The 17681-nt window shown below is 70.7% G+C and carries 15 protein-coding genes; 5 read left to right on the top strand and 10 right to left on the bottom strand.

Annotated elements, in window-relative coordinates:
• The first annotated feature begins 20 nt into the window (after nucleotides 1–20).
• The gene (locus tag QZ749_RS19545; RefSeq protein ID WP_296950081.1) at nucleotides 21–1415 is read left to right on the top strand and encodes a PD-(D/E)XK nuclease family protein; all 1395 of its coding nucleotides are present in this window, start codon (nucleotides 21–23) and stop codon (nucleotides 1413–1415) included.
• Here the strand turns inward: QZ749_RS19545 and QZ749_RS19540 are convergent, their stop codons facing one another.
• The gene (locus QZ749_RS19540) at nucleotides 1416–2477 is read right to left on the bottom strand and encodes an HDOD domain-containing protein (RefSeq protein WP_296950079.1); all 1062 of its coding nucleotides are present in this window, start codon (nucleotides 2475–2477) and stop codon (nucleotides 1416–1418) included.
• A 150-nt stretch (nucleotides 2478–2627) separates the two neighbouring features.
• Between QZ749_RS19540 and QZ749_RS19535 the strand changes: the two genes are divergently transcribed.
• Nucleotides 2628–3104, top strand: a complete 477-nt coding sequence (locus QZ749_RS19535; protein ID WP_296950077.1) for a chemotaxis protein CheW — start codon at nucleotides 2628–2630, stop codon at nucleotides 3102–3104.
• Between the two features lie 41 nt (nucleotides 3105–3145).
• Here QZ749_RS19535 and QZ749_RS19530 read toward each other — a convergent pair whose 3' ends face one another.
• From QZ749_RS19530 to QZ749_RS19515, 4 genes are all read right to left on the bottom strand, one after another.
• Entirely contained in the window at nucleotides 3146–5125 is a 1980-nt protein-coding gene (locus QZ749_RS19530; RefSeq protein ID WP_296950075.1) for an ATP-binding cassette domain-containing protein, read from the bottom strand.
• A gap of 103 nt (nucleotides 5126–5228) precedes the next feature.
• Entirely contained in the window at nucleotides 5229–6116 is an 888-nt protein-coding gene (prmB, locus tag QZ749_RS19525; protein WP_296950073.1) for a 50S ribosomal protein L3 N(5)-glutamine methyltransferase, read from the bottom strand.
• 19 nt (nucleotides 6117–6135) lie between these two features.
• Nucleotides 6136–7272 (bottom strand): succinyl-diaminopimelate desuccinylase, encoded by a 1137-nt coding sequence (gene dapE, locus QZ749_RS19520; RefSeq protein WP_296950071.1) that lies wholly within the window; start codon nucleotides 7270–7272, stop codon nucleotides 6136–6138.
• Nucleotides 7269–7631 carry an ArsC family reductase gene (locus QZ749_RS19515; RefSeq protein WP_296950069.1) on the bottom strand — a complete coding sequence of 121 codons (363 nt, stop codon included), beginning with the start codon at nucleotides 7629–7631 and terminating at the stop codon, nucleotides 7269–7271. Before QZ749_RS19515 ends, dapE begins: the two co-directional genes overlap by 4 nt.
• 241 nt (nucleotides 7632–7872) lie before the next feature.
• Here QZ749_RS19515 and QZ749_RS19510 point away from each other — a divergent pair, with 241 nt between their 5' ends.
• Nucleotides 7873–9147 (top strand): HD-GYP domain-containing protein, encoded by a 1275-nt coding sequence (locus QZ749_RS19510; RefSeq protein WP_296950067.1) that lies wholly within the window; start codon nucleotides 7873–7875, stop codon nucleotides 9145–9147.
• A 149-nt stretch (nucleotides 9148–9296) separates the two neighbouring features.
• Here the strand turns inward: QZ749_RS19510 and QZ749_RS19505 are convergent, their stop codons facing one another.
• From QZ749_RS19505 to dapC, 3 genes are all read right to left on the bottom strand, one after another.
• Nucleotides 9297–10451 carry a PilT/PilU family type 4a pilus ATPase gene (locus tag QZ749_RS19505; protein ID WP_296950066.1) on the bottom strand — a complete coding sequence of 385 codons (1155 nt, stop codon included), beginning with the start codon at nucleotides 10449–10451 and terminating at the stop codon, nucleotides 9297–9299.
• Nucleotides 10452–10556: 105 nt separating this feature from the next.
• On the bottom strand, nucleotides 10557–11381 hold the full coding sequence (gene dapD, locus QZ749_RS19500) for a 2,3,4,5-tetrahydropyridine-2,6-dicarboxylate N-succinyltransferase (protein ID WP_296950063.1): 825 nt from the start codon (nucleotides 11379–11381) through the stop codon (nucleotides 10557–10559).
• Between the two features lie 28 nt (nucleotides 11382–11409).
• Nucleotides 11410–12639 carry a succinyldiaminopimelate transaminase gene (gene dapC / locus QZ749_RS19495; RefSeq protein ID WP_296950061.1) on the bottom strand — a complete coding sequence of 410 codons (1230 nt, stop codon included), beginning with the start codon at nucleotides 12637–12639 and terminating at the stop codon, nucleotides 11410–11412.
• 130 nt (nucleotides 12640–12769) lie between these two features.
• Here dapC and QZ749_RS19490 point away from each other — a divergent pair, with 130 nt between their 5' ends.
• Entirely contained in the window at nucleotides 12770–13486 is a 717-nt protein-coding gene (locus tag QZ749_RS19490) for a YoaK family protein (RefSeq protein ID WP_296950058.1), read from the top strand.
• A 7-nt stretch (nucleotides 13487–13493) separates the two neighbouring features.
• Here the strand turns inward: QZ749_RS19490 and QZ749_RS19485 are convergent, their stop codons facing one another.
• Complete coding sequence (locus tag QZ749_RS19485; protein WP_296950057.1) at nucleotides 13494–14591, bottom strand: AraC family transcriptional regulator; 1098 nt, start codon at nucleotides 14589–14591, stop codon at nucleotides 13494–13496.
• Between the two features lie 189 nt (nucleotides 14592–14780).
• Here QZ749_RS19485 and QZ749_RS19480 point away from each other — a divergent pair, with 189 nt between their 5' ends.
• Nucleotides 14781–16343, top strand: coding sequence for an FGGY-family carbohydrate kinase (locus QZ749_RS19480; protein WP_296950055.1), 1563 nt, complete (start codon nucleotides 14781–14783; stop codon nucleotides 16341–16343).
• On the opposite strand, the gene QZ749_RS19475 is transcribed toward QZ749_RS19480, so the two are convergent.
• Complete coding sequence (locus QZ749_RS19475) at nucleotides 16340–17674, bottom strand: diguanylate cyclase (RefSeq protein WP_296950051.1); 1335 nt, start codon at nucleotides 17672–17674, stop codon at nucleotides 16340–16342. The genes QZ749_RS19480 and QZ749_RS19475 overlap by 4 nt on opposite strands.
• Between the last annotated feature and the right edge of the window lie 7 nt (nucleotides 17675–17681).

Genomic DNA, 17681 nt, shown 5'->3' with positions numbered 1-17681 from the left:
ATCCTCCCGAGATAGACGCAGTGGACGACGAACACATCACGACCGGCCTGGCGGCCCTGTGCGCCGATCCGGATTTCCTGGCGCTGGACGCGCGGCGCGCGCGCTTCGATCCGTTCGCGGCGCCGGGCGCCGCGGCCGACGACGCGCGCCACATGGCGGTGCTGGCCTGGCTGCTCGACCCGCGCGGCAACCACGGCCTGGGCGACGCCTTCCTGGGCCATTTCCTGCGCCGCGTCGCCGATGGCGCCGCCGGCGGCCCGGTCGCGGTCGCCGGTCCGCAGGAGCGCAAGTCCGGCGCGGCCGACGTGCTGGTCGAAGGCGCGGACTGGGCCGTCGCCATCGTGGCGGGAAGCGGCGGCAGGGACGACCTGCGCCGCCTGAAGCCGCAGCGCGAGCGCCTGCTGGCCCGCTTCGCGGGGCGGCCGCCGTCGCGCCTGCGCCTGCTGTACCTGACGGTGCGCGACGAGCCGGAGGTGCTGGCCGAGAACCCCGGCTGGAGCGCGATCCAGTGGGGGCGCGAGGTCCTTGCCGCGCTGGATGCGGCGCTGGAAGCGCCGGCGGCGCACGCGCAGTTGCACGCGCAGTTGCACGCGCAGTTGCACGCGCAGATGAGCGATGCCGCGCTGCAGGCCTACCTGCTGGGCTACCGCGCCGCCCTGCGGCGGCTGGCCGACGCGCTGGACGGCGCCGAGGATGCCGAGCAGGCGCTGGCGAACCGCCACCACGCCGCGCTGCTGGCCCTGAAGGATGCCCTGGCGCGGCGCGCGGCCGCGGGCGCGCCGGTGGCGCCGTGGACGCCGGTCCCCGCGTGGGCGCCGGCCTACTGGGAACGGCGCGACACGGTCGACGCGCTGCTGGCGCGTACGCGCTCCGCCGAGGCGCAGTTCGCCGACGCGGTGCTGCGCCGCCTGGTCGCGGCGCGGCCGGACGGCGGCGGCGCCGGCGGCGTGGTCCTGCTCGGCGGCGAGCAGCAGGGCCGCGGCCTGGCGCTGCGCTTCGTGCCGCGCGCCTGGGCCGACTGGCGCATCGACACCCGCGAGCGCGCGCTGCCGCTGCACGGCCTGATGTTCTACCGGCTGGCGCTGCGCCCGGCGCAGCAGGACGTCGAGATCAAGCTGGTGCTGCCGGACGTGGCCGAGCATGCGCTGCAGGCCGGCCTGGTGCGCCTGCTGCTGGGGCCCGACAACGGGCGGCCCGACCTGTGCCTGGAGCCGGACCCGGAGCATCTCGAACGCTTTCTGGCGGGACAGTCCGGCACGCTCAGGCTGTACCGGCTGCTGCTGCGCTGGCACCGGGACGCGGACACGGACGCGCCCGTCCTCCAGGACGGCGAGGACGGCAAGTTCGCCGCGTTCTGGCGGGCGGTGGCCGCCCATGCCGACGCGCTGCGCTACCTGGTGCGCAAGGGCGCCTGATCAGGCGGGCGCGGGTTGCTGGCGGCTCGCGACCAGCGCCGCATAGCAGGGCGCGGCGTGCGCCGGCAGGCCGCTGAACAGTTCCGGGTCGGCCTCGTCCAGCAGGCCGTTCTCGACCAGCATGCGCACCTTGCCCAGGTAGCCGGTCAGCCTGAGCAGGCGGCCCAGCGGCGACATCGGCGCGCCCTTGCGCATCTCGCCCTGCTCGCGCAGGGCCTGCACCACCGTGTCGGGGAAATGCCATTCGCGCGCGATGTCGGCGGCCAGCAGGCGCGTGTCGTGCAGCAGGCGCGCCAGGAAGACCTCCGAGGCCAGGCGCCGCTCGCCCCTGGCCGCCTGGTCCATCATGCGCAGGGCGCAGGCGAGGCCCACGTGCTGCAGCAGGCCGGCGAGGAAGGCGTCGAACGGCTCGACCCCGGCGTCGGGCGCGACCCGGCGCGCGCTGCTCGCGCAGCGCTCGGCGTGCTCCCACAGGCGCGGCACCAGGCGGCGCGTGTAGAAACCCGAATGGACGTCGACGATGGGACGGAACGCCACCGTCGTGATCAGCTGGCGCAACCCTTCCTGGCCGATCAGGATCACCGCGTGCTCGATGCTGGAAACCGTGCTGCCGGTACCCTGCTGGCAGCTGTTGGCCAGGCGGACGACGGCGGCCACCAGCACCGGGTCGGACGAGATCGTGCGCGCCAGCGCGCTGCCGGAAAACGTGTCGCTGCGCAGGGTCTGCAGCAGTTGCGGGACCAGCCCCGGCATGCGCCGCACCAGCGCGGCGCCCGACTGCTGCGCCGCGCGGATCGGGGCCAGCGCGTCGAGCACGCGGGTCTGCGCCTCGTTCAGCGCCAGGCCGTCCGCGTCGCCGCATTCGAACAACCAGTCGTTCCAGGCGCGCTCGATGCGGTCGAGCTGGTCGAACGCGACGGAGGCTGGGGCAGGTGCAGGGGCAGGCGCCGGGTCGGGTCCGGCGGCGGGCGCGGGTGCGTCGGCGGACGCTGGCGCCGAGGCCGGCGCGGAGGCTGGCGCGACCGCCGGGCCGGCAAACAGGCGTCGTAGCCAGCGGTACATCGGATCGTCCTCGTCGGGTGCAGGTAGCGGATATTGTACGGAGGCAGGCGCTGAATGCAAGGTGCGAAATGTATCTGGGAAAGTTGACTGCAATCAACTTTCGCCGACCCGCCCTGGCTTAGGATGGCAATCCCCACGAAAGGATTCGCCATGCATGACACCATCACGCCCGCAGCGCCGACGCAATACCTGAGTTTCGCGCTCGGCGGCCTCGAATACGGCATCGATTTCGCCAGGGTGCAGGAATTGCGGGTGCTGAAGGCGCTCGAGCGCTTCGCGGCGGCCGGCGCGATCGTCGGCGGGGTGGCCGTCTCGCGCGGCGTGATCATGCCGCTGGTGGACATGCGCGCGGCCTTCGGCACCAGCCCCGGCGCGCCCGATCCGATGACCGACGTGATCATCCTGAAGCTGTCGCGCTGCACGATGGGAATGGTGGTGGACGGCGTCACCGGCGTGGTGACGCTGGCGCCGGACCAGATGGCGCCGCTGCCGGGGGCGCAGGGCGTGCAGGCCGATTACCTGGTCGGGCTGTGGCAGGCGGGCGGACGGCGCCTGATCCTGCTCGACATCGAGCGCCTGATGTCGGTGAAGGGACCAGTCGCCGGCGCCCGGCGCCAGTTCGCCTAGGGTGCGCGTGGCGGACACCTTTGCGCCGCCACCGGCACCGCTCAAGCCGTCAGCGCCTCCAGCTGTTCCTGCAACCCCAGCCACTCGTTTTCCAGGTTGCCCAGGTCGCGCGTCAGGAAGGCCTGGTCGGCCACCAGGTGCTTCAGTTCTTCCTTCTTGTCGGCCTCGTAGATGCCCGGTTCGAGCAGGCGCGCGTCGACCTCGGCCTTCTTCGCGTTCAGCTTGGCCATCTGTTCCTCGAGCCGCTTGATGCGGTTGTCGATCGGCTTGCGCAGGGCGGCCAGGCGCTGGCGCTCGCCGGCTTCGAGGCGCTTCTGCTCCTTGCGGTCGACCATGGGCGCCGGCGCGGCGGCGCCGGCGGCGGCGTCGGTCCTGGCCGGCAGGGCGGGCGCCTCGGTGCCCTTGCCCAGCTTGGTCTGGAACAGCCAGTCCTTGTAGTCGTCCAGGTCGCCGTCGAAGGGCTGCAGGCGGCCGTCGGCCACGATGATGAACTGGTCGGTGGTGGCGCGCAGCAGGTGGCGGTCGTGCGAGACCACGACCAGCGTGCCCTCGAACTGCGCCAGCGCCAGCGTCAGCGCCTCGCGCGTCTCCAGGTCCAGGTGGTTGGTCGGTTCGTCCAGCAGCAGCAGGTTCGGGCGCTGCCACACGATCAGCGCCAGCGCCAGGCGCGCCTTCTCGCCGCCCGAGAAGGGCTTGATCGGACTCGTCACCATGTCACCCGGGAAGTTGAAGCCGCCCAGGAAGTTGCGCAGCTCCTGCTCGCGCACCGTCGGCGCGATCTTTTGCAGGTGCCACAGCGGCGACTCGTCGTGGCGCAGCATCTCGACCTGGTGCTGGGCGAAGTAGCCGATCACCAGGCCCTTGCCCAGCGTGGCCGTGCCGCCCAGCGGCTGCAGCTCCGCCGCGATGGTCTTGATCAGGGTCGACTTGCCGGCGCCGTTCACGCCCAGCAGGCCGATGCGCTGGCCCGTCTGCAGCGAGAAGTTCACGCGGTGCACGATCACCTTGCCGTCGACCTTGTCGCCGTGGGCGTCCAGGATCGGGTAGCCGGCGTCCACGTCTTCCATCACCAGCAGCGGGTTCGGGGCGGACAGCGGCTCGCGGAACTCGAACGCGAATTCGGCGGCGGCGCGCAGCGGCGCCAGTTCTTCCATCTTGGCCAGCGCCTTCATGCGGCTCTGGGCCTGGCGTGCCTTGGTGGCCTTGGCCTTGAAGCGGTCGACGAAGGATTGCAGGTGGGCGCGCGTGCGCTGCTGCTTCTCGTAGGCGGCCGCGGCCAGCACCAGGCCTGCCGCGCGCTGGCGCTCGAACGCGGAATAGTTGCCCGAGTAGCGTTTCAGCTTGCGCTCGTCGATGTGCACGACCACGCCCACGATCTCGTCGAGGAAGTCGCGGTCGTGCGAGATCACGACCAGCGTGCCCGGGTAGCGCTTGAGCCAGTCCTCCAGCCAGATGATGGCGTCCAGGTCCAGGTGGTTGGTCGGTTCGTCCAGCAGCAGCAGGTCGGACGGGCACATCAGCGCCTGCGCCAGGTTCAGGCGCATGCGCCAGCCACCCGAGAAGCTCGACACCGGACGCGCCATCTGTTCCAGCGTGAAGCCCAGGCCCAGCAGCAGCTGCTCGGCGCGCGGGCGCACCGTGTAGGCGTCGGCGTCGGCCAGGCCCGCGTGGACCTCGCCGATCGCGATCCCGTTCTCCGTCGTGTGCGGCAGCGCTTCCAGGCGCTCCAGTTCGGCCTGGAGCGTGCGCAGGTTGACGTCGCCGTCGATCGCGTACTCGATCGCGGGACGCTCCAGCGCCGGGGTTTCCTGGGCCACGTAGGCCATGCGCCAGCGCGCCGGCAAGTCGATCTCGCCCTGGTCCGGGTGCAGTTCGCCGCGCAGCATGGCGAACAGGCTGGACTTGCCGGCGCCGTTGGCGCCGATCAGGCCGATCTTGTCGCCTGGATTGAGGGTGAGGTCGGCGTCTTCCAGCAGCGGCTTGGTGCCGCGCATCAGGCTGACGTTGGTAAATCGGATCATGGGCGTTATCGTATGAACGTCGCCCCGGCGCCGGCCGGGGCCCAGTGTCGAGGACATGCCACGCACCTGGACCCCGGCCCGCGCCGGGGCGACGGTGGGGTGTTTATTTGACCAGCTGCTCGGCCGTCAGGAGGAACACCGCATCGTCGCCGATGCTGGTGGTCAGCCAGGTCAGGCCCAGGTGGCCGAAGGCGGCTTCGGCGAATTCGCGCTCGTTGCCGATCTCGACCACCAGGATACCTTCCGGGGTCAGGCGCTCGGCCGCGCCGTCGACGATCTTGCGCACCAGGTCCATGCCGTCCTCGCCGCCGGCCAGGGCGATCTGCGGCTCGCGCAGGTATTCCGGCGGCAGCTTGGCCATCGAGTCGCTGTTCACGTAGGGCGGGTTGGTGACGATCAGGTCGTACTTCTTGAACGGCACGTTCTGGTACAGGTCCGACTCGATCGGGTTGACGCGGCCTTCCAGCTTGTAGTCGCGGATGTTGCGCTCGGCCACGGCCAGCGCGTCCTGCGAGATGTCGACGGCATCGACGACGGCGTTCGGGAAGGCGTCGGCCATCATGATCGCCAGGCAGCCCGACCCCGTGCACAGCTCGAGCACGTTCTCGACGCCGTCCGGATCGGCGATCCAGGGCGCGAAGGCGTTCGGGATCAGTTCGGCGATGAAGGAGCGCGGCACCAGCACGCGTTCGTCGACGTAGAAGTTGTAGCTGCCCAGCCAGGCCTCGTTGGTGATGTAGGCGGCCGGCACGCGCTCGCCGACGCGGCGCTCGATCACGGCCAGCACCTGCAGCACTTCCTCGGGCAGCAGGCGCGCGTCGAGGAACGGGTCCAGCTTGTCGAGCGGGAGCTTGAGCGTGTGCAGGATCAGGTAGGCGGCTTCGTCGAGGGCTTCGGCGCTGCCGTGGCCGAAGAACAGCTTGGCGCCGTTGAAGCGGGTGACGGCGTAGCGCAGCAGGTCGCGCGGCGTGCGGAAGGTGGTGGTGGTCATGGCCATGTTCGGATGTCGATTAAGCCGCCAGCAGGCGTTCCAGCGTGCGGCGGTAGATGTTCTTGAGCGGATCGATCCAGCGCACTTCGATGTGCTCGTCGATCTTGTGGATGCTGGCGTTGGGCGGTCCGAATTCTACCACCTGGGGGCAGATGCGGGCGATGAAGCGCCCGTCCGAGGTGCCGCCCGTGGTCGACAGTTCGGTCGCCACGCCCAGTTCGTCCGCGATGGCGCCGCAGACGGCGTCCGACAGCAGGCCCTTCGGCGTCAGGAACGGCTCGCCCGACAGCGTCCACTGCAGGTCGTAGTCCAGGCCGTGGCGGTCGAGGATCGCGTGCACGCGCGCCTGCAGGCTCTCGGCCGTGCTGGCGGTCGAGAAGCGGAAGTTGAAGTCGATCCGCAACTGGCCCGGGATGACGTTGGTCGCGCCGGTGCCGGCGGCGATGTTCGACACCTGCCAGCTGGTCGGCGGGAAGTAGGCGTTGCCCTCGTCCCAGCGCTCGGCGGCCAGCTCGGCCAGCGCCGGCGCGGCCTGGTGGATCGGGTTGCGCGCCAGGTGCGGATAGGCGATGTGGCCCTGCACGCCCTTGACGACGAGGCAGCCGGACAGCGACCCGCGGCGCCCGTTCTTGATGGTGTCGCCCAGCACGTGGCTGGAGGTCGGTTCGCCGACCAGGCAGTAGTCGGGCCGTTCGCCGCGTTCTTCCAGCAGTTCGCAGACGACCACGGTGCCGTCCGTGGCCGGGCCTTCCTCGTCGCTGGTGACCAGGAAGGCGATCGAGCCGGCATGGTCCGGATGGGCGCGCGTGAATTCCTCGACGGCGACGACCATGGCAGCGATCGAGGTCTTCATGTCGGAGGCGCCGCGGCCGTACAGCCGGCCGTCGCGCACCGTGGGCGCGAACGGTTGCGACGACCACTGGTCGACGGGACCGCTCGGCACCACGTCGGTATGGCCGGCGAACACGAACAGCGGCGCCGTCGTGCCGCGCCGCGCCCACAGGTTGGTGACGCCGTTCGAGACGACGGTCTCGCAGGAAAAGCCCAGCGGCGCCAGCAGTTCGACGAGGCGCTGCTGGCAGCCCCGGTCGTGCGGCGTGACGGAATCGAGCGCGATCAACGCTTCGGTGAGCGACTGGGTGCGCGACGGCTTCATGCGGCGCCGGTCCCGAAGATGGCCGCGTACTGCGCGCTCGAGAACCCGACCGCCAGCGGCCCCGCGCCTTCCAGCACCGGCCGCTTGATCACGGACGGGTTTTCCAGCATCACCTCGAGGGCGCTGGCCTTGTCGACGACCTGCGCGCGGCGTTCGTCGGACAGCTTGCGCCAGGTGGTGCCCTTGCGGTTCACCAGGAGTTCCCAGTCGACCTGGTCGAGCCAGGCGGCCACGGTGGTGCGCTCGAGGCCCTGCTTCTTGAAGTCGTGGAAGTCGAAGGCGTGGCCGTTGTCGGCCAGCCAGGTGCGCGCTTTCTTGACGGTGTCGCAGTTGGGAATACCGTAGAGGGTCTTTTTCATGGCCGAAGTGCAGTGCCGGGCGGGCCGGCGATGTTGCAGGGTGGGGAAGGGGCGAAGGATAGCACAGCCTGCCGGCACGGCCAGGGCCGACCACGGCCGCCTGATTTCAAAAAAACATCTTTCATATCAGGGCATTACCAATCGTTTCCATAAAGAATTTTTTTAATGGTACATTAGCACTTGTCCATTTCATTTCATCCCTCGTTCCAACGACCGCGACCCCGCCGCTGGAAAGGATTCCATGACCACTACGCCTGCCGGCTCCATCGTCAATGAACACTACCTGAACAAGGTCATGGCCCTGTCCGAGGAAATGGGCGTGGTGGCCAGCGAAGACATCTACGATACCCACGGCACCAAGCTGCTGGCGAAGGGCGCCACGGTGTCGCGCCGCCTGCAGGAACGCCTGATCGTGCACCGCCTGCGCAAGCCCCTGGAGTCGAGCATCGCCGTCGACGGCGGCACCGACGCCTGCATGCTGGCCGAGTGCGCCGTCCAGGCCTGCGAGGCGTCGCCGACGCTGGCGGCCATCGTGGCCGCCTCGGGCGCCACGGCCGGCGCGCTGCGGCGCGAGTTCGACGCGCTCGCGTTCGGCCCGGCGATGACGATGATGCTGACGATGACCGAACGGGGCGGCAAGGACGCGCTGCGCCACCTGGCCGAGGTGGCGACGCTGGCGTTCGCGTTCGCCACGCATGCGGGCCTGGGACCGGACGAGCGGCGCGTCGCCTGCATGGCGGGCGTGCTGCACGATATCGGCGAGCTGTACATCGACCCGGCGCTGGTCAATGCGACGCGCGTGCTGGCGCCGGACGAGTGGGCGCACCTGATCGTCCACCCGCACATCGGCCGCCTGCTGATCCAGGACCTGGAAACCTGCCCGCCGGCGGTCGGCATCGCGGTGGCGGAGCACCACGAACGCCTGAACGGTTCGGGCTATCCGCGCGCCATGATCGTGGGGCAGAGCAGCCCGGCCGGCCAGTTGCTGGCCAGCGCCGAGCTGATCGCCGGCCTGCTGCACAAGCCGAACGCCCTGCAGCGCATCGAGCTGGCCCTGAAGATCGTCGCCGGCGAGCATCCGCGCCAGGTGGCGGCGCTGGTGTCGGAGGCCGGCCATGGCCTCGGCGCGCGCACGCTCGACGTCGGCGCGGCGTCGATGCACGAGGACGAGATCGCCGAACTGGCCGCGCGCCTGTCCGGCGCCACCGAGCTGGCCGGGGCGCTGGCGCACGGCGGCAAGGTCGCGCCGCGCCACGCCGACCTGTTGCTGCGCACGCGCGAACGCCTGATGCTGGTGCAGCGCGCCTTCGCCGCGACCGGGCTCGACATGCACATTGCCGTGCTGGAGGGGGAGGGCGCGCCGCCGGATCCGTTCGAGATGTTCGAGAGCGAACTCGCGTTGCGCGAGCTGAGCTGGCGGGTGCGCGACATCGGCCGCGACCTGGCGATCCAGCTGGGCATGGCCAGGACCTCGGTGCCGCAGGCGGAACAGTTGCTGGGCTTGTTATGCGGCTGAGCCGCCGCGCGCACGGCGTCGATGTTCCCGTGACAGCCCGGGCGTCGGCGCGGCCGAAGGACGTTCGGCCCGGGCTGCCGGGAAACCGGTAGCGCCAGACGCTCCGCGGTGTGCGACCGTGTTGGTGCGCCCTCCTGCCGCGCAGGTTCCTAGCGGTCGAGCGTGAATTCCGTGAACGACGGCCCGGCCGGCATCTCGGGCGTGCGCGCTGGCGGCGCGTCGGTTTCCCGGCGCGTCAGGCTGTCCGCGCCATTGTTGATCAGCCATAGCAGGTTGGTGGCCGAATCCGCGTTGGCCAGCGCCTCTTCCTGGGTGATCGCCTCGGCCACCACCAGGTCCAGCAGCGCCCGCTCGAACGATTGCGAGCCGGGCGACAGGCTGCGGTCGATCGCGTCCTTGATCTGGCCGATCTCGCCCTTCTCGATCAGGTCGGCGACGTAGCGCGTGTTGACCATGATCTCGACGGCCGCGTGGCGCCGGCCGCCGGCGCGCGCGCGCACCAGGCGCTGCGAGACGATCGCCTTGATCGTCGAGGACAGGTCCTGCAGCAGCGCGGGGCGGTTTTCGATCGGGTAGAAGCTGATGATGCGGTTCAGCGCGTTGTAGCTGTTGTTCGCGTGCAGCGTCGCCAGCACCAGGTGGCCGGACTGGGCGTAGGCGAGGGCGGCGGCCATCGTCTCCTTGTCGCGGATCTCGCCGATCAGAATGCAGTCGGGCGCCTGGCGCAGGGAATTGCGCAGGGCGACCTCGTAGCTGCTGGCGTCGCTGCCGATCTCGCGCTGGTTGACGATGCACTTCTTGTTCTTGAACAGGTATTCGATCGGGTCTTCCAGCGTCAGGATGTGGCCGGAGCGCTGCTCGTTGCGGTGGTCGAGCATCGAGGCGATCGTGGTCGACTTGCCCGAACCGGTGGCGCCGACCAGCAGCAGCAGGCCGCGCTTTTCCATGATCAGGTCGGACAGCACGGGCGGCAGGCCCAGCTCGTCCAGCGGCGGGATGTTGGCGGGCACGAAGCGGAACACGGCGGAAATGGTGCCGCGCTGGCGGAAGGCCGACAAGCGGAAGCGGCCCAGGTTGGGCACCGAGATGCCCATGTTCAGTTCGTTCTCGCGCCGGAGTTCGGCCATCTGCTCGGGCGTGGCGATCTCGGACAGCAGCGAGTCGATGTTGTCCGGTTCCAGCTTGTTCTGGTTGATCGGAATGAGGTTGCCGTTGATCTTGATGTGGACTGGGGAATTGACCGCGAAGAACATGTCGGACGCGTTCTTTTCCTTCATCAGTTGGAACAGGCGTTCCATGGCCATGGGCGTTCTCCAGAGGGGTCAGAACCCGGTGTTGCTTGTCAAGGGGCTCTGACCCCGGTTTTCATTCGCGCTGCGAAACGGCGTTCGCGATGCACGCCGCGAAAATCACGCGCCGCGCAGCAGCTCGTTGATGCCGGTCTTGGCGCGCGTCTGCGCGTCGACGCGCTTGACGATCACCGCGCAGTACAGGCTGTACTTGCCGTCGCTGGACGGCAGGCTGCCCGACACGACCACCGACCCCGACGGCACGCGGCCGTAGGTCACTTCGCCGGTCTCGCGGTTGTAGATCTTGGTCGACTGGCCGATGTACACGCCCATCGAGATCACCGAGTTCTCCTCGACGATCACGCCTTCGACGATTTCCGAGCGGGCGCCGATGAAGCAGTTGTCCTCGATGATGGTCGGGTTGGCCTGCATCGGTTCCAGCACGCCGCCGATGCCGACGCCGCCCGACAGGTGCACGTTCTTGCCGATCTGGGCGCAGGAGCCGACGGTGGCCCAGGTGTCGACCATCGCGCCTTCGTCGACGTAGGCGCCGATGTTCACGTAGGACGGCATCAGCACGACGTTCTTGCCGATGAAGGCGCCACGGCGCGCGACGGCCGGCGGCACGACGCGGAAGCCGCCCCGGGCGAAGTCCTCGGCGCTGTAGTTGGCGAACTTGGTCGGGACCTTGTCGTAGAACTGCATGCCGCCGCCTTCGACGGGCACGTTGTTCTCGAGGCGGAACGACAGCAGCACGGCCTTCTTGATCCACTGGTTGACGACCCAGCTGCCGCTGTCCTTCTGGGCGACGCGCAGGGTGCCGTCGTCGAGGCCCTGGAGGACGTGGGCGACGGCGTCGCGCACCTCGGCGCTGGCGCTGCTGGGGCTGATCTCGGCGCGCTGTTCCCAGGCCGTGTCGATGATGTTCTGGAGTTGTTGGGTCATGGTTGTTGCTCTATCAGGGTTGAAATCTTCAGGCGTTGCCGGCGGACCGGCGGTCCTTGCAGAACTGGACGATGCGGTTCGCCGCTTCCAGTCCCTCGTCCACGCCGGCGACGAGGGCCATGCGGATGCGGTCGCGGCCCGGGTTGCTGCCGTGCGCGTCGCGCGCCAGGTAACTGCCGGGCAAAACCGTCACATTATATTCGGCGTACAGCGCGCGTGCGAACTCGGTGTCGGACAGGCCGGTCCGGCGCACGTCGGCCCACAGGTAGAAGCCGGCGTCGGGCAGTTCGACGTCCATCACCTGCCTGAGCAGCGGGGTGATCAGGCTGAACTTTTCCTTGTACAGGTTGCGGTTGTCCTGCACGTGGGCCTCGTCGTTCCAGGCCGCGCACGACGCCGCCTGCACCGGCGGCGGCATCGCGCCGCCGCAGTAGGTGCGGTACAGCAGGAATTTCTTCATCAGTTCCGGGTCGCCGGCCACGAAGCCCGAGCGCATGCCCGGCACGTTCGAGCGCTTCGACAGGCTCGAGAACACGATCAGGTTCGCATACGGACGCGCGCCGCCGCTCCTGCCGAGCTGGTGCGCGGCCTCGAGGGCGCCCAGCGGCGGCGTCGCGCCGAAATAGATCTCGGAATAGCACTCGTCGGCCGCGACCACGAAGCCGTGGCGGTCGGCCAGGTCGAACAGCGTGCGCCAGTCGTCCAGCGCCAGCACGGCGCCGGTCGGATTGCCCGGCGAGCACACGTACAGCAGTTGCACGCGCGCCCACACCGCGTCAGGCACGCTGGCGTAGTCGGGCGCGAAGTTGCGGCCCGGCTCGGCGTTTACGAAGTACGGCTCGGCGCCGGCCAGGTAGGCCGCGCCCTCGTAGATCTGGTAGAACGGGTTCGGGCACATCACCAGCGCGCCGGGGCGCGACGCGTCGATCGTGCACTGGGCGATCCCGAACAGCGCCTCGCGCGAGCCGTTCACCGGCAGCACCATCGTGGCCGGATCGATCGGCGGCACGCCATAGCGGCGTTCGAGCCAGCCGGCGACGGCGGCGCGCAGCGGCTCGCCGCCGTGGGTGCTCGGATAGCTGGCCAGGCCGGCGATGCCGTGCGTCAGCGCCTTCTCGATGAAGGTGGGCGTCGCATGCTTCGGTTCGCCGATGCCCAGGCTGATGTGGGCGTGGTCCGGGTTCGGCACGACGCCGGCGAACAGCTGGCGCAGTTTTTCGAACGGGTAGGGGTGCAATCTGTCGAGATGTGGGTTCACGGCGTGATGGTGGCGTTGTTCTTGGTGGATCATCAATTATAGCCACGCCCGGCGATGCCGGCGCGACGTTGTTCTCGCCGCCGCCCCGGCCTTGTCGTAGTATCGATAACAAGAAGAAAGGAGCCGCGCCGTGCCCATCCATTACATCCGTACGCTCACCAGCCAGGCGCGCAGTCCGCGCGCCAACCGCCACCTGGGCTTCGCGCTCGCCTTCACGGCCGGGGCGATCAATGCCGGCGGCTTCCTGGCGGTACGGCAGTACACCTCGCACATGACCGGCATCATCTCCGCCGCCGCCGACCGGCTCGCGCTGGGCGCCGCCGCTCTGGTGCTGGATGCGCTGGGGGCGCTGCTGTCCTTCCTGCTGGGCGCGGCCTGCACGGCCGTGATGGTCAACCACGCGCGCCGCCGCGGCCTGGCCAGCGAATACGCGCTGCCGCTGCTGCTGGAGGCCCTGCTGCTGCTGGCCTTCGGCGTGCTGGGCGCGCGCCTGGCGGGCGTCGAGGGCCTGTTCGTGCCCGTCACCGTGATGCTGCTGTGCTTCATGATGGGCCTGCAGAACGCCCTGATGACCAAGCTGTCGCACGCCGAGATCCGCACCACCCACATGACCGGCATCGTCACCGACATCGGCATCGAGCTGGGCAAGCTGCCCTACCGCACGGCCAACGGCGCGCGCCTGCGCCTGCTCTGCACGCTGCTGCTGTGCTTCTTCGGCGGCGGCGTGCTGGGGGCGCTGGGCTTCGCCCACGTGGGCTACCTGTCGACGGTGCCGCTGGCGCTGCTGCTGTGCGTGCTGGCGATCGTGCCGGCGCTGGACGACCTCGGGGCGCTGGCGCGGCGCTGATCCGTTCTCACCCCGCCGCCGCCAGCGTGCGCTGGCGCTCGCGCCAGGCGCCCGGATTCATGCCCGACCATTCGCGGAAGGCGTGGGTGAACGCGCTCTGCTCCTGGTAGCCCAGCAGGAAGGCGATGTCGACCAGCGACAGGCCGTCCTGGCGCAGGTAGTCCAGCGCCAGCGCGTGGCGCGCGCCGTCCAGCACCTGCTGGAAGCTGGAGCCGGCGTCGGCCAGCTTGCGCTGCAGCGTGCGCGCCGACATCCCGATCTCGGCGGCGATGCCGGCCAGGCGCACCGGTTCCGGCGCCAGCGCGCGCGCCAGGTCGGGCACCAGGTGGCGCACCACGGCGTCGTGCACGTCGCCGACCACGCCGTTGCGCTCGCGTTCGCGCAGCAGGCGCTCGGCGTGTTCGCGCAGCACCGGGAATAGGCCGGCATCGGCGTTCGGCACGGGAATCGCCAGGATCGCGGCGTCGAAGGCGGCCGTGTTGGCGCCGGTGCCGAAGCGCGGCGCCACGCCCAGCACCCGTTCGTACTCGGCCGGGTCGGCCTCGTCGTCGCGGTCGTGGGCGAAGCAGACGTCCAGCGGGGCCAGCGGGCGCCCGGCCAGCCAGCAGCCGAACACGCGGATGCCGGCGAACACGCTTTCGGCCAGGTGGCGGCTGGCGCGCGGATACTGGGAGGTCCAGCCGTAGCGCGCCAGGCCGCCGTCCAGCGCCAGCTGCGAGCGGCCCAGGTCGTGCGCCAGCTGTTCGTAGCGCTGGGTCAGTTCGAACGCCTGGCCCAGGTGCTGGCAGGCCAGCAGCACGACGCCGTGCACGCTGTAGGTGCCGGGACGCACGCGCTCGCCCACGTGCAGGCCGAAGTGCGGGTCGCCGGCCAGGCGCGCGCCGGCGTCGAGCAGGGCGATGTAGGCGGGCGCGGGCAGCGATTCGGGCAGGTCGGACGGGTTCTGCAGCGGCAGCGGCGGCAGGGCGTCCGGGGCCAGGCCGGCGGCGAGCGCCAGCGACGACGCCTCGATGCCGTGCGCGGCCGCGGTTTCGAGCAGGGGGAGCAGGTAGGCGCCGGTGACGCGGGGCGTCGCGGCTGGCAGGTTCGAACAAACAGTTGGCATGAATCCGCAATACGAGAAAGACCGGGGTGCTTATGCTGTGCCGCCGCATCGTCCGTCCGGAAGGCGGGCTCGGCAGCAAAGCACACCGAAGTATAACGGCAAACCAGCGCGCGGACGCGGAATCGAGGATGAGAACACGATGAGAGGGCGCAAGGCCCCGGACCGGGAAGCGCCAGGCGCGCGGGCTGCATGACGCCCGAGCCGCTGATCCTCGCCATCGACAACGGCACGCAGAGCGTGCGCGCGCTGCTGTTCGACCCGCGCGGGCGGCTGGTGGCCGGGGCCCGCGTGGCGCTCGACGGCTACGTGGCCGCCCGGCCCGGCTGGTCCGAGCACGACCCCGAGGCATACTGGCACGCGCTGTGCCGCGCCTGCCGGGCGCTGTGGGCGCAGGACGGCGCGCGCCGCGACGCCGTCCAGGGCGTGGCGCTGACGACGCAGCGCGGCACGGTCGTCAACCTGGACCGCGCCGGGCGGGCGCTGCGCCCCGCCATCACCTGGCTCGACCAGCGCCGCGCCGCCAGCGTCCCGCCGCTGCGCTGGTGGTGGCGGGCGGCGTTTCGCGCCGCCGGCGTGCAGGACACCGTCGACGCCTTCCGCAGCGCCGCCGAGATCAACTGGATCCATGCGCACCAGCCCGAGGTATGGCGCGCCACCGACAAGTTCCTGCTGCTGTCCGGCTACCTGAACTGGCGCCTGTGCGGGCGCTTCGCCGATTCCAGCGCGTCCCAGGTGGGCTATGTCCCGTTCGACTACCGGCGCCAGTGCTGGGCCGGGCCGCGCGACTGGAAATGGCAGGCGCTGGCGCTCGAACCCCGGATGCTGCCGGAACTGGTGGCGCCGGGCGGGCTGCTGGGCGCGATTTCCGCGCAGGCCGCCGCCGCCACCGGCATCCCGGCCGGCACGCCGCTGCTGGCGGCCGCCGCCGACAAGGCCTGCGAGGCGCTCGGCGCCGGCTGCAGCGCGCCGCACCTCGCCTGCCTGAGCTACGGCACCACCGCCACCGTCAACGTCACCGGCCCGCGCTACGTCGAAGCCGCGCGCTTCGTGCCGGCGTTCCCGGCCGCCGTGCCGGGCGCCTGGAACTGCGAGGCGCAGGTGTTCCGCGGCTACTGGATGGTCGAGTGGTTCAAGCGCGAGTTCGGCCATCCCGAACAGCAGCGCGCGCTGCGCGAGGACCTCGCCCCGGAGCACCTGTTCGACGCGCTGGCGGACACGGTGCCGCCGGGTTCCATGGGCCTGGTGCTGCAGCCCTACTGGACCCCGGGCATCCGCGTGCCGGGACGCGAGGCCAAGGGCGCCGTGGTCGGCTTCGGCGACGTGCACGGGCGCGCGCACGTCTACCGGGCGATCCTGGAAGGGGTGGCGTACGCCCTGCGCGAGGGCCTGGAGCGCATCGAGCGGCGCGGCGGCGCCCGGGTGACGGGGCTGCGCGTGGCGGGCGGCGGCGCGCAGAGCGACTGCGCGCTGCAGCTCACGGCCGACGTGTTCGGCCTGCCGGCGGCGCGCCCGCACGTGCACGAGACCTCGGGCCTGGGCGCCGCGATCGCCGCGGCCGTCGGGCTGGGCCTGCACCGCGACGTGGCGGCGGCGGTGGGGGAGATGACGCGCGCGGCCAGGGTGTTCGAGCCGGTGCCGGCGCACAGCGCGCTGTACGAGCGGCTGTACCGGCGCGTCTACCTGCGCATGTACGCGCGCCTCAAGCCCTTGTACGACGAGATCGCGGCCATCACGGGGTATCCCCAGCCCTAGTACAGCGCCGTGTCCTTCACGACGTCCCACGCCGGGCCCAGCAGCGCCGTCTCGACGCGGTTGCGGCCGGCGGCCTTGGCCGCGTACATGGCCCGGTCGGCGCAGACGAACAGGGTCTCGATCTGGTCGCGCGCGGTCGGCACGATGGTGGCCACGCCGATCGACACGGTCAGCGCCGGCGCCGCGCCGCCGCGCGGGTTCGGCACGTCGAGCGCCTCGACCGCCGCGCGGATCCGTTCGGCCAGGCGCGCGGCCGGGCCGGCCGGGGTGTCGGCGAGCAGCACCACGAATTCCTCGCCGCCGTAGCGCGCCGCCAGGTCGGTCGCGCGCGGCGCGTGCGCCTCCAGCGCCTGCGCCACCTGCTGCAGGCAGGCGTCGCCGGCGGCGTGGCCGAGGGTGTCGTTGTACTGCTTGAAATGGTCGACGTCCAGCACCAGCAGCGACAGCGGCTCGCCGTTGCGCGCCGCGCGCTGCCACTCCTTTTCCATGAACGTGTCGAAATGGCGCCGGTTGGCGATCTTGGTCAGCGGATCGAGCATGGCGGCGCGCTGCAGCGCGTCCTCGAACTGCTTGTGGTGGCTGATGTCGTGCAGCAGGGCGACGAACAGGCCGTCCTGCGCGTGCATCGGCGTCATGGTCAGGTCCATCGCGCGCACGCCGCCGTCGCGGTGGCGGATGTTCACTTCGCGCGTGCCGTGGCCGCCGATGGCCTCCATGGCGGCGCAGGCGGGCGCGCCCTCGGCGCGCACCAGCAGGTCGGCCAGCGAGCGGCCCACCAGCGCTTCCGGCGCATGGCCCAGGTAGCGGTCGCAGGCCGGGTTGGCGTACTGGATGCGCCCGCAGCGTTCCAGGATCAGCAGGCCCTGGTCCATGCTGTCGACGATCATGCGCAGGCGGTCGGCCTGCTCGTGCGTGTCGCTGGAGCGGCTCAGGCGCAACTGGGCGCGCACGCGCGCGCACACTTCTTCCAGGCGCAGCGGCTTGGGGATGTAGTCGGCGGCGCCGGTGTCGAAGCCGGCGACGATGTCGTCGGTCTCGCCGCGCGCGCTCATGAAGATCACCGGGATGCGCGCGGTGGCCGGATGGGCCTTCAGGCGGCGGCAGGTCTCGAGGCCGTCGATGCCGGGCATGACGACGTCCAGCAGCACCAGGTCCGGCAGGATGCGTCGGGCGAGGTCCAGCGCCCGCTCCCCGGAGGTGGCGACGAAGGTCTGGTAGCCCTGGTTCAGCAGGATCGTGCGCAGCGTTCCGAGGTTGTCGGGCGCGTCGTCGACAATGAGGATGGCAGGCTTGCGCAGCTCGGCTGGCAGCGCGGTTGCGGGATTGGTCATACTTTGC

The organism is uncultured Massilia sp. (assembly GCF_913773735.1).
Classification (GTDB): domain Bacteria; phylum Pseudomonadota; class Gammaproteobacteria; order Burkholderiales; family Burkholderiaceae_D; genus Telluria.
Note: the sequence above shows the minus strand (reverse complement) of the source record. Positions and strands in the feature narration are given on the sequence as shown.

Coding starts and splice junctions, on each gene's coding strand:
- QZ749_RS19540 (WP_296950079.1), bottom strand. CDS start 2,477: ATGTACCGCTGGCTACGACGCCTGTTTGCCGGCCCGGCGGTCGCGCCA.
- QZ749_RS19510 (WP_296950067.1), top strand. CDS start 7,873: ATGACCACTACGCCTGCCGGCTCCATCGTCAATGAACACTACCTGAAC.
- QZ749_RS19475 (WP_296950051.1), bottom strand. CDS start 17,674: ATGACCAATCCCGCAACCGCGCTGCCAGCCGAGCTGCGCAAGCCTGCC.
- QZ749_RS19515 (WP_296950069.1), bottom strand. CDS start 7,631: ATGAAAAAGACCCTCTACGGTATTCCCAACTGCGACACCGTCAAGAAA.
- dapE (WP_296950071.1), bottom strand. CDS start 7,272: ATGAAGCCGTCGCGCACCCAGTCGCTCACCGAAGCGTTGATCGCGCTC.
- QZ749_RS19535 (WP_296950077.1), top strand. CDS start 2,628: ATGCATGACACCATCACGCCCGCAGCGCCGACGCAATACCTGAGTTTC.
- prmB (WP_296950073.1), bottom strand. CDS start 6,116: ATGACCACCACCACCTTCCGCACGCCGCGCGACCTGCTGCGCTACGCC.
- dapD (WP_296950063.1), bottom strand. CDS start 11,381: ATGACCCAACAACTCCAGAACATCATCGACACGGCCTGGGAACAGCGC.
- QZ749_RS19485 (WP_296950057.1), bottom strand. CDS start 14,591: ATGCCAACTGTTTGTTCGAACCTGCCAGCCGCGACGCCCCGCGTCACC.
- QZ749_RS19505 (WP_296950066.1), bottom strand. CDS start 10,451: ATGGCCATGGAACGCCTGTTCCAACTGATGAAGGAAAAGAACGCGTCC.
- QZ749_RS19480 (WP_296950055.1), top strand. CDS start 14,781: ATGACGCCCGAGCCGCTGATCCTCGCCATCGACAACGGCACGCAGAGC.
- QZ749_RS19530 (WP_296950075.1), bottom strand. CDS start 5,125: ATGATCCGATTTACCAACGTCAGCCTGATGCGCGGCACCAAGCCGCTG.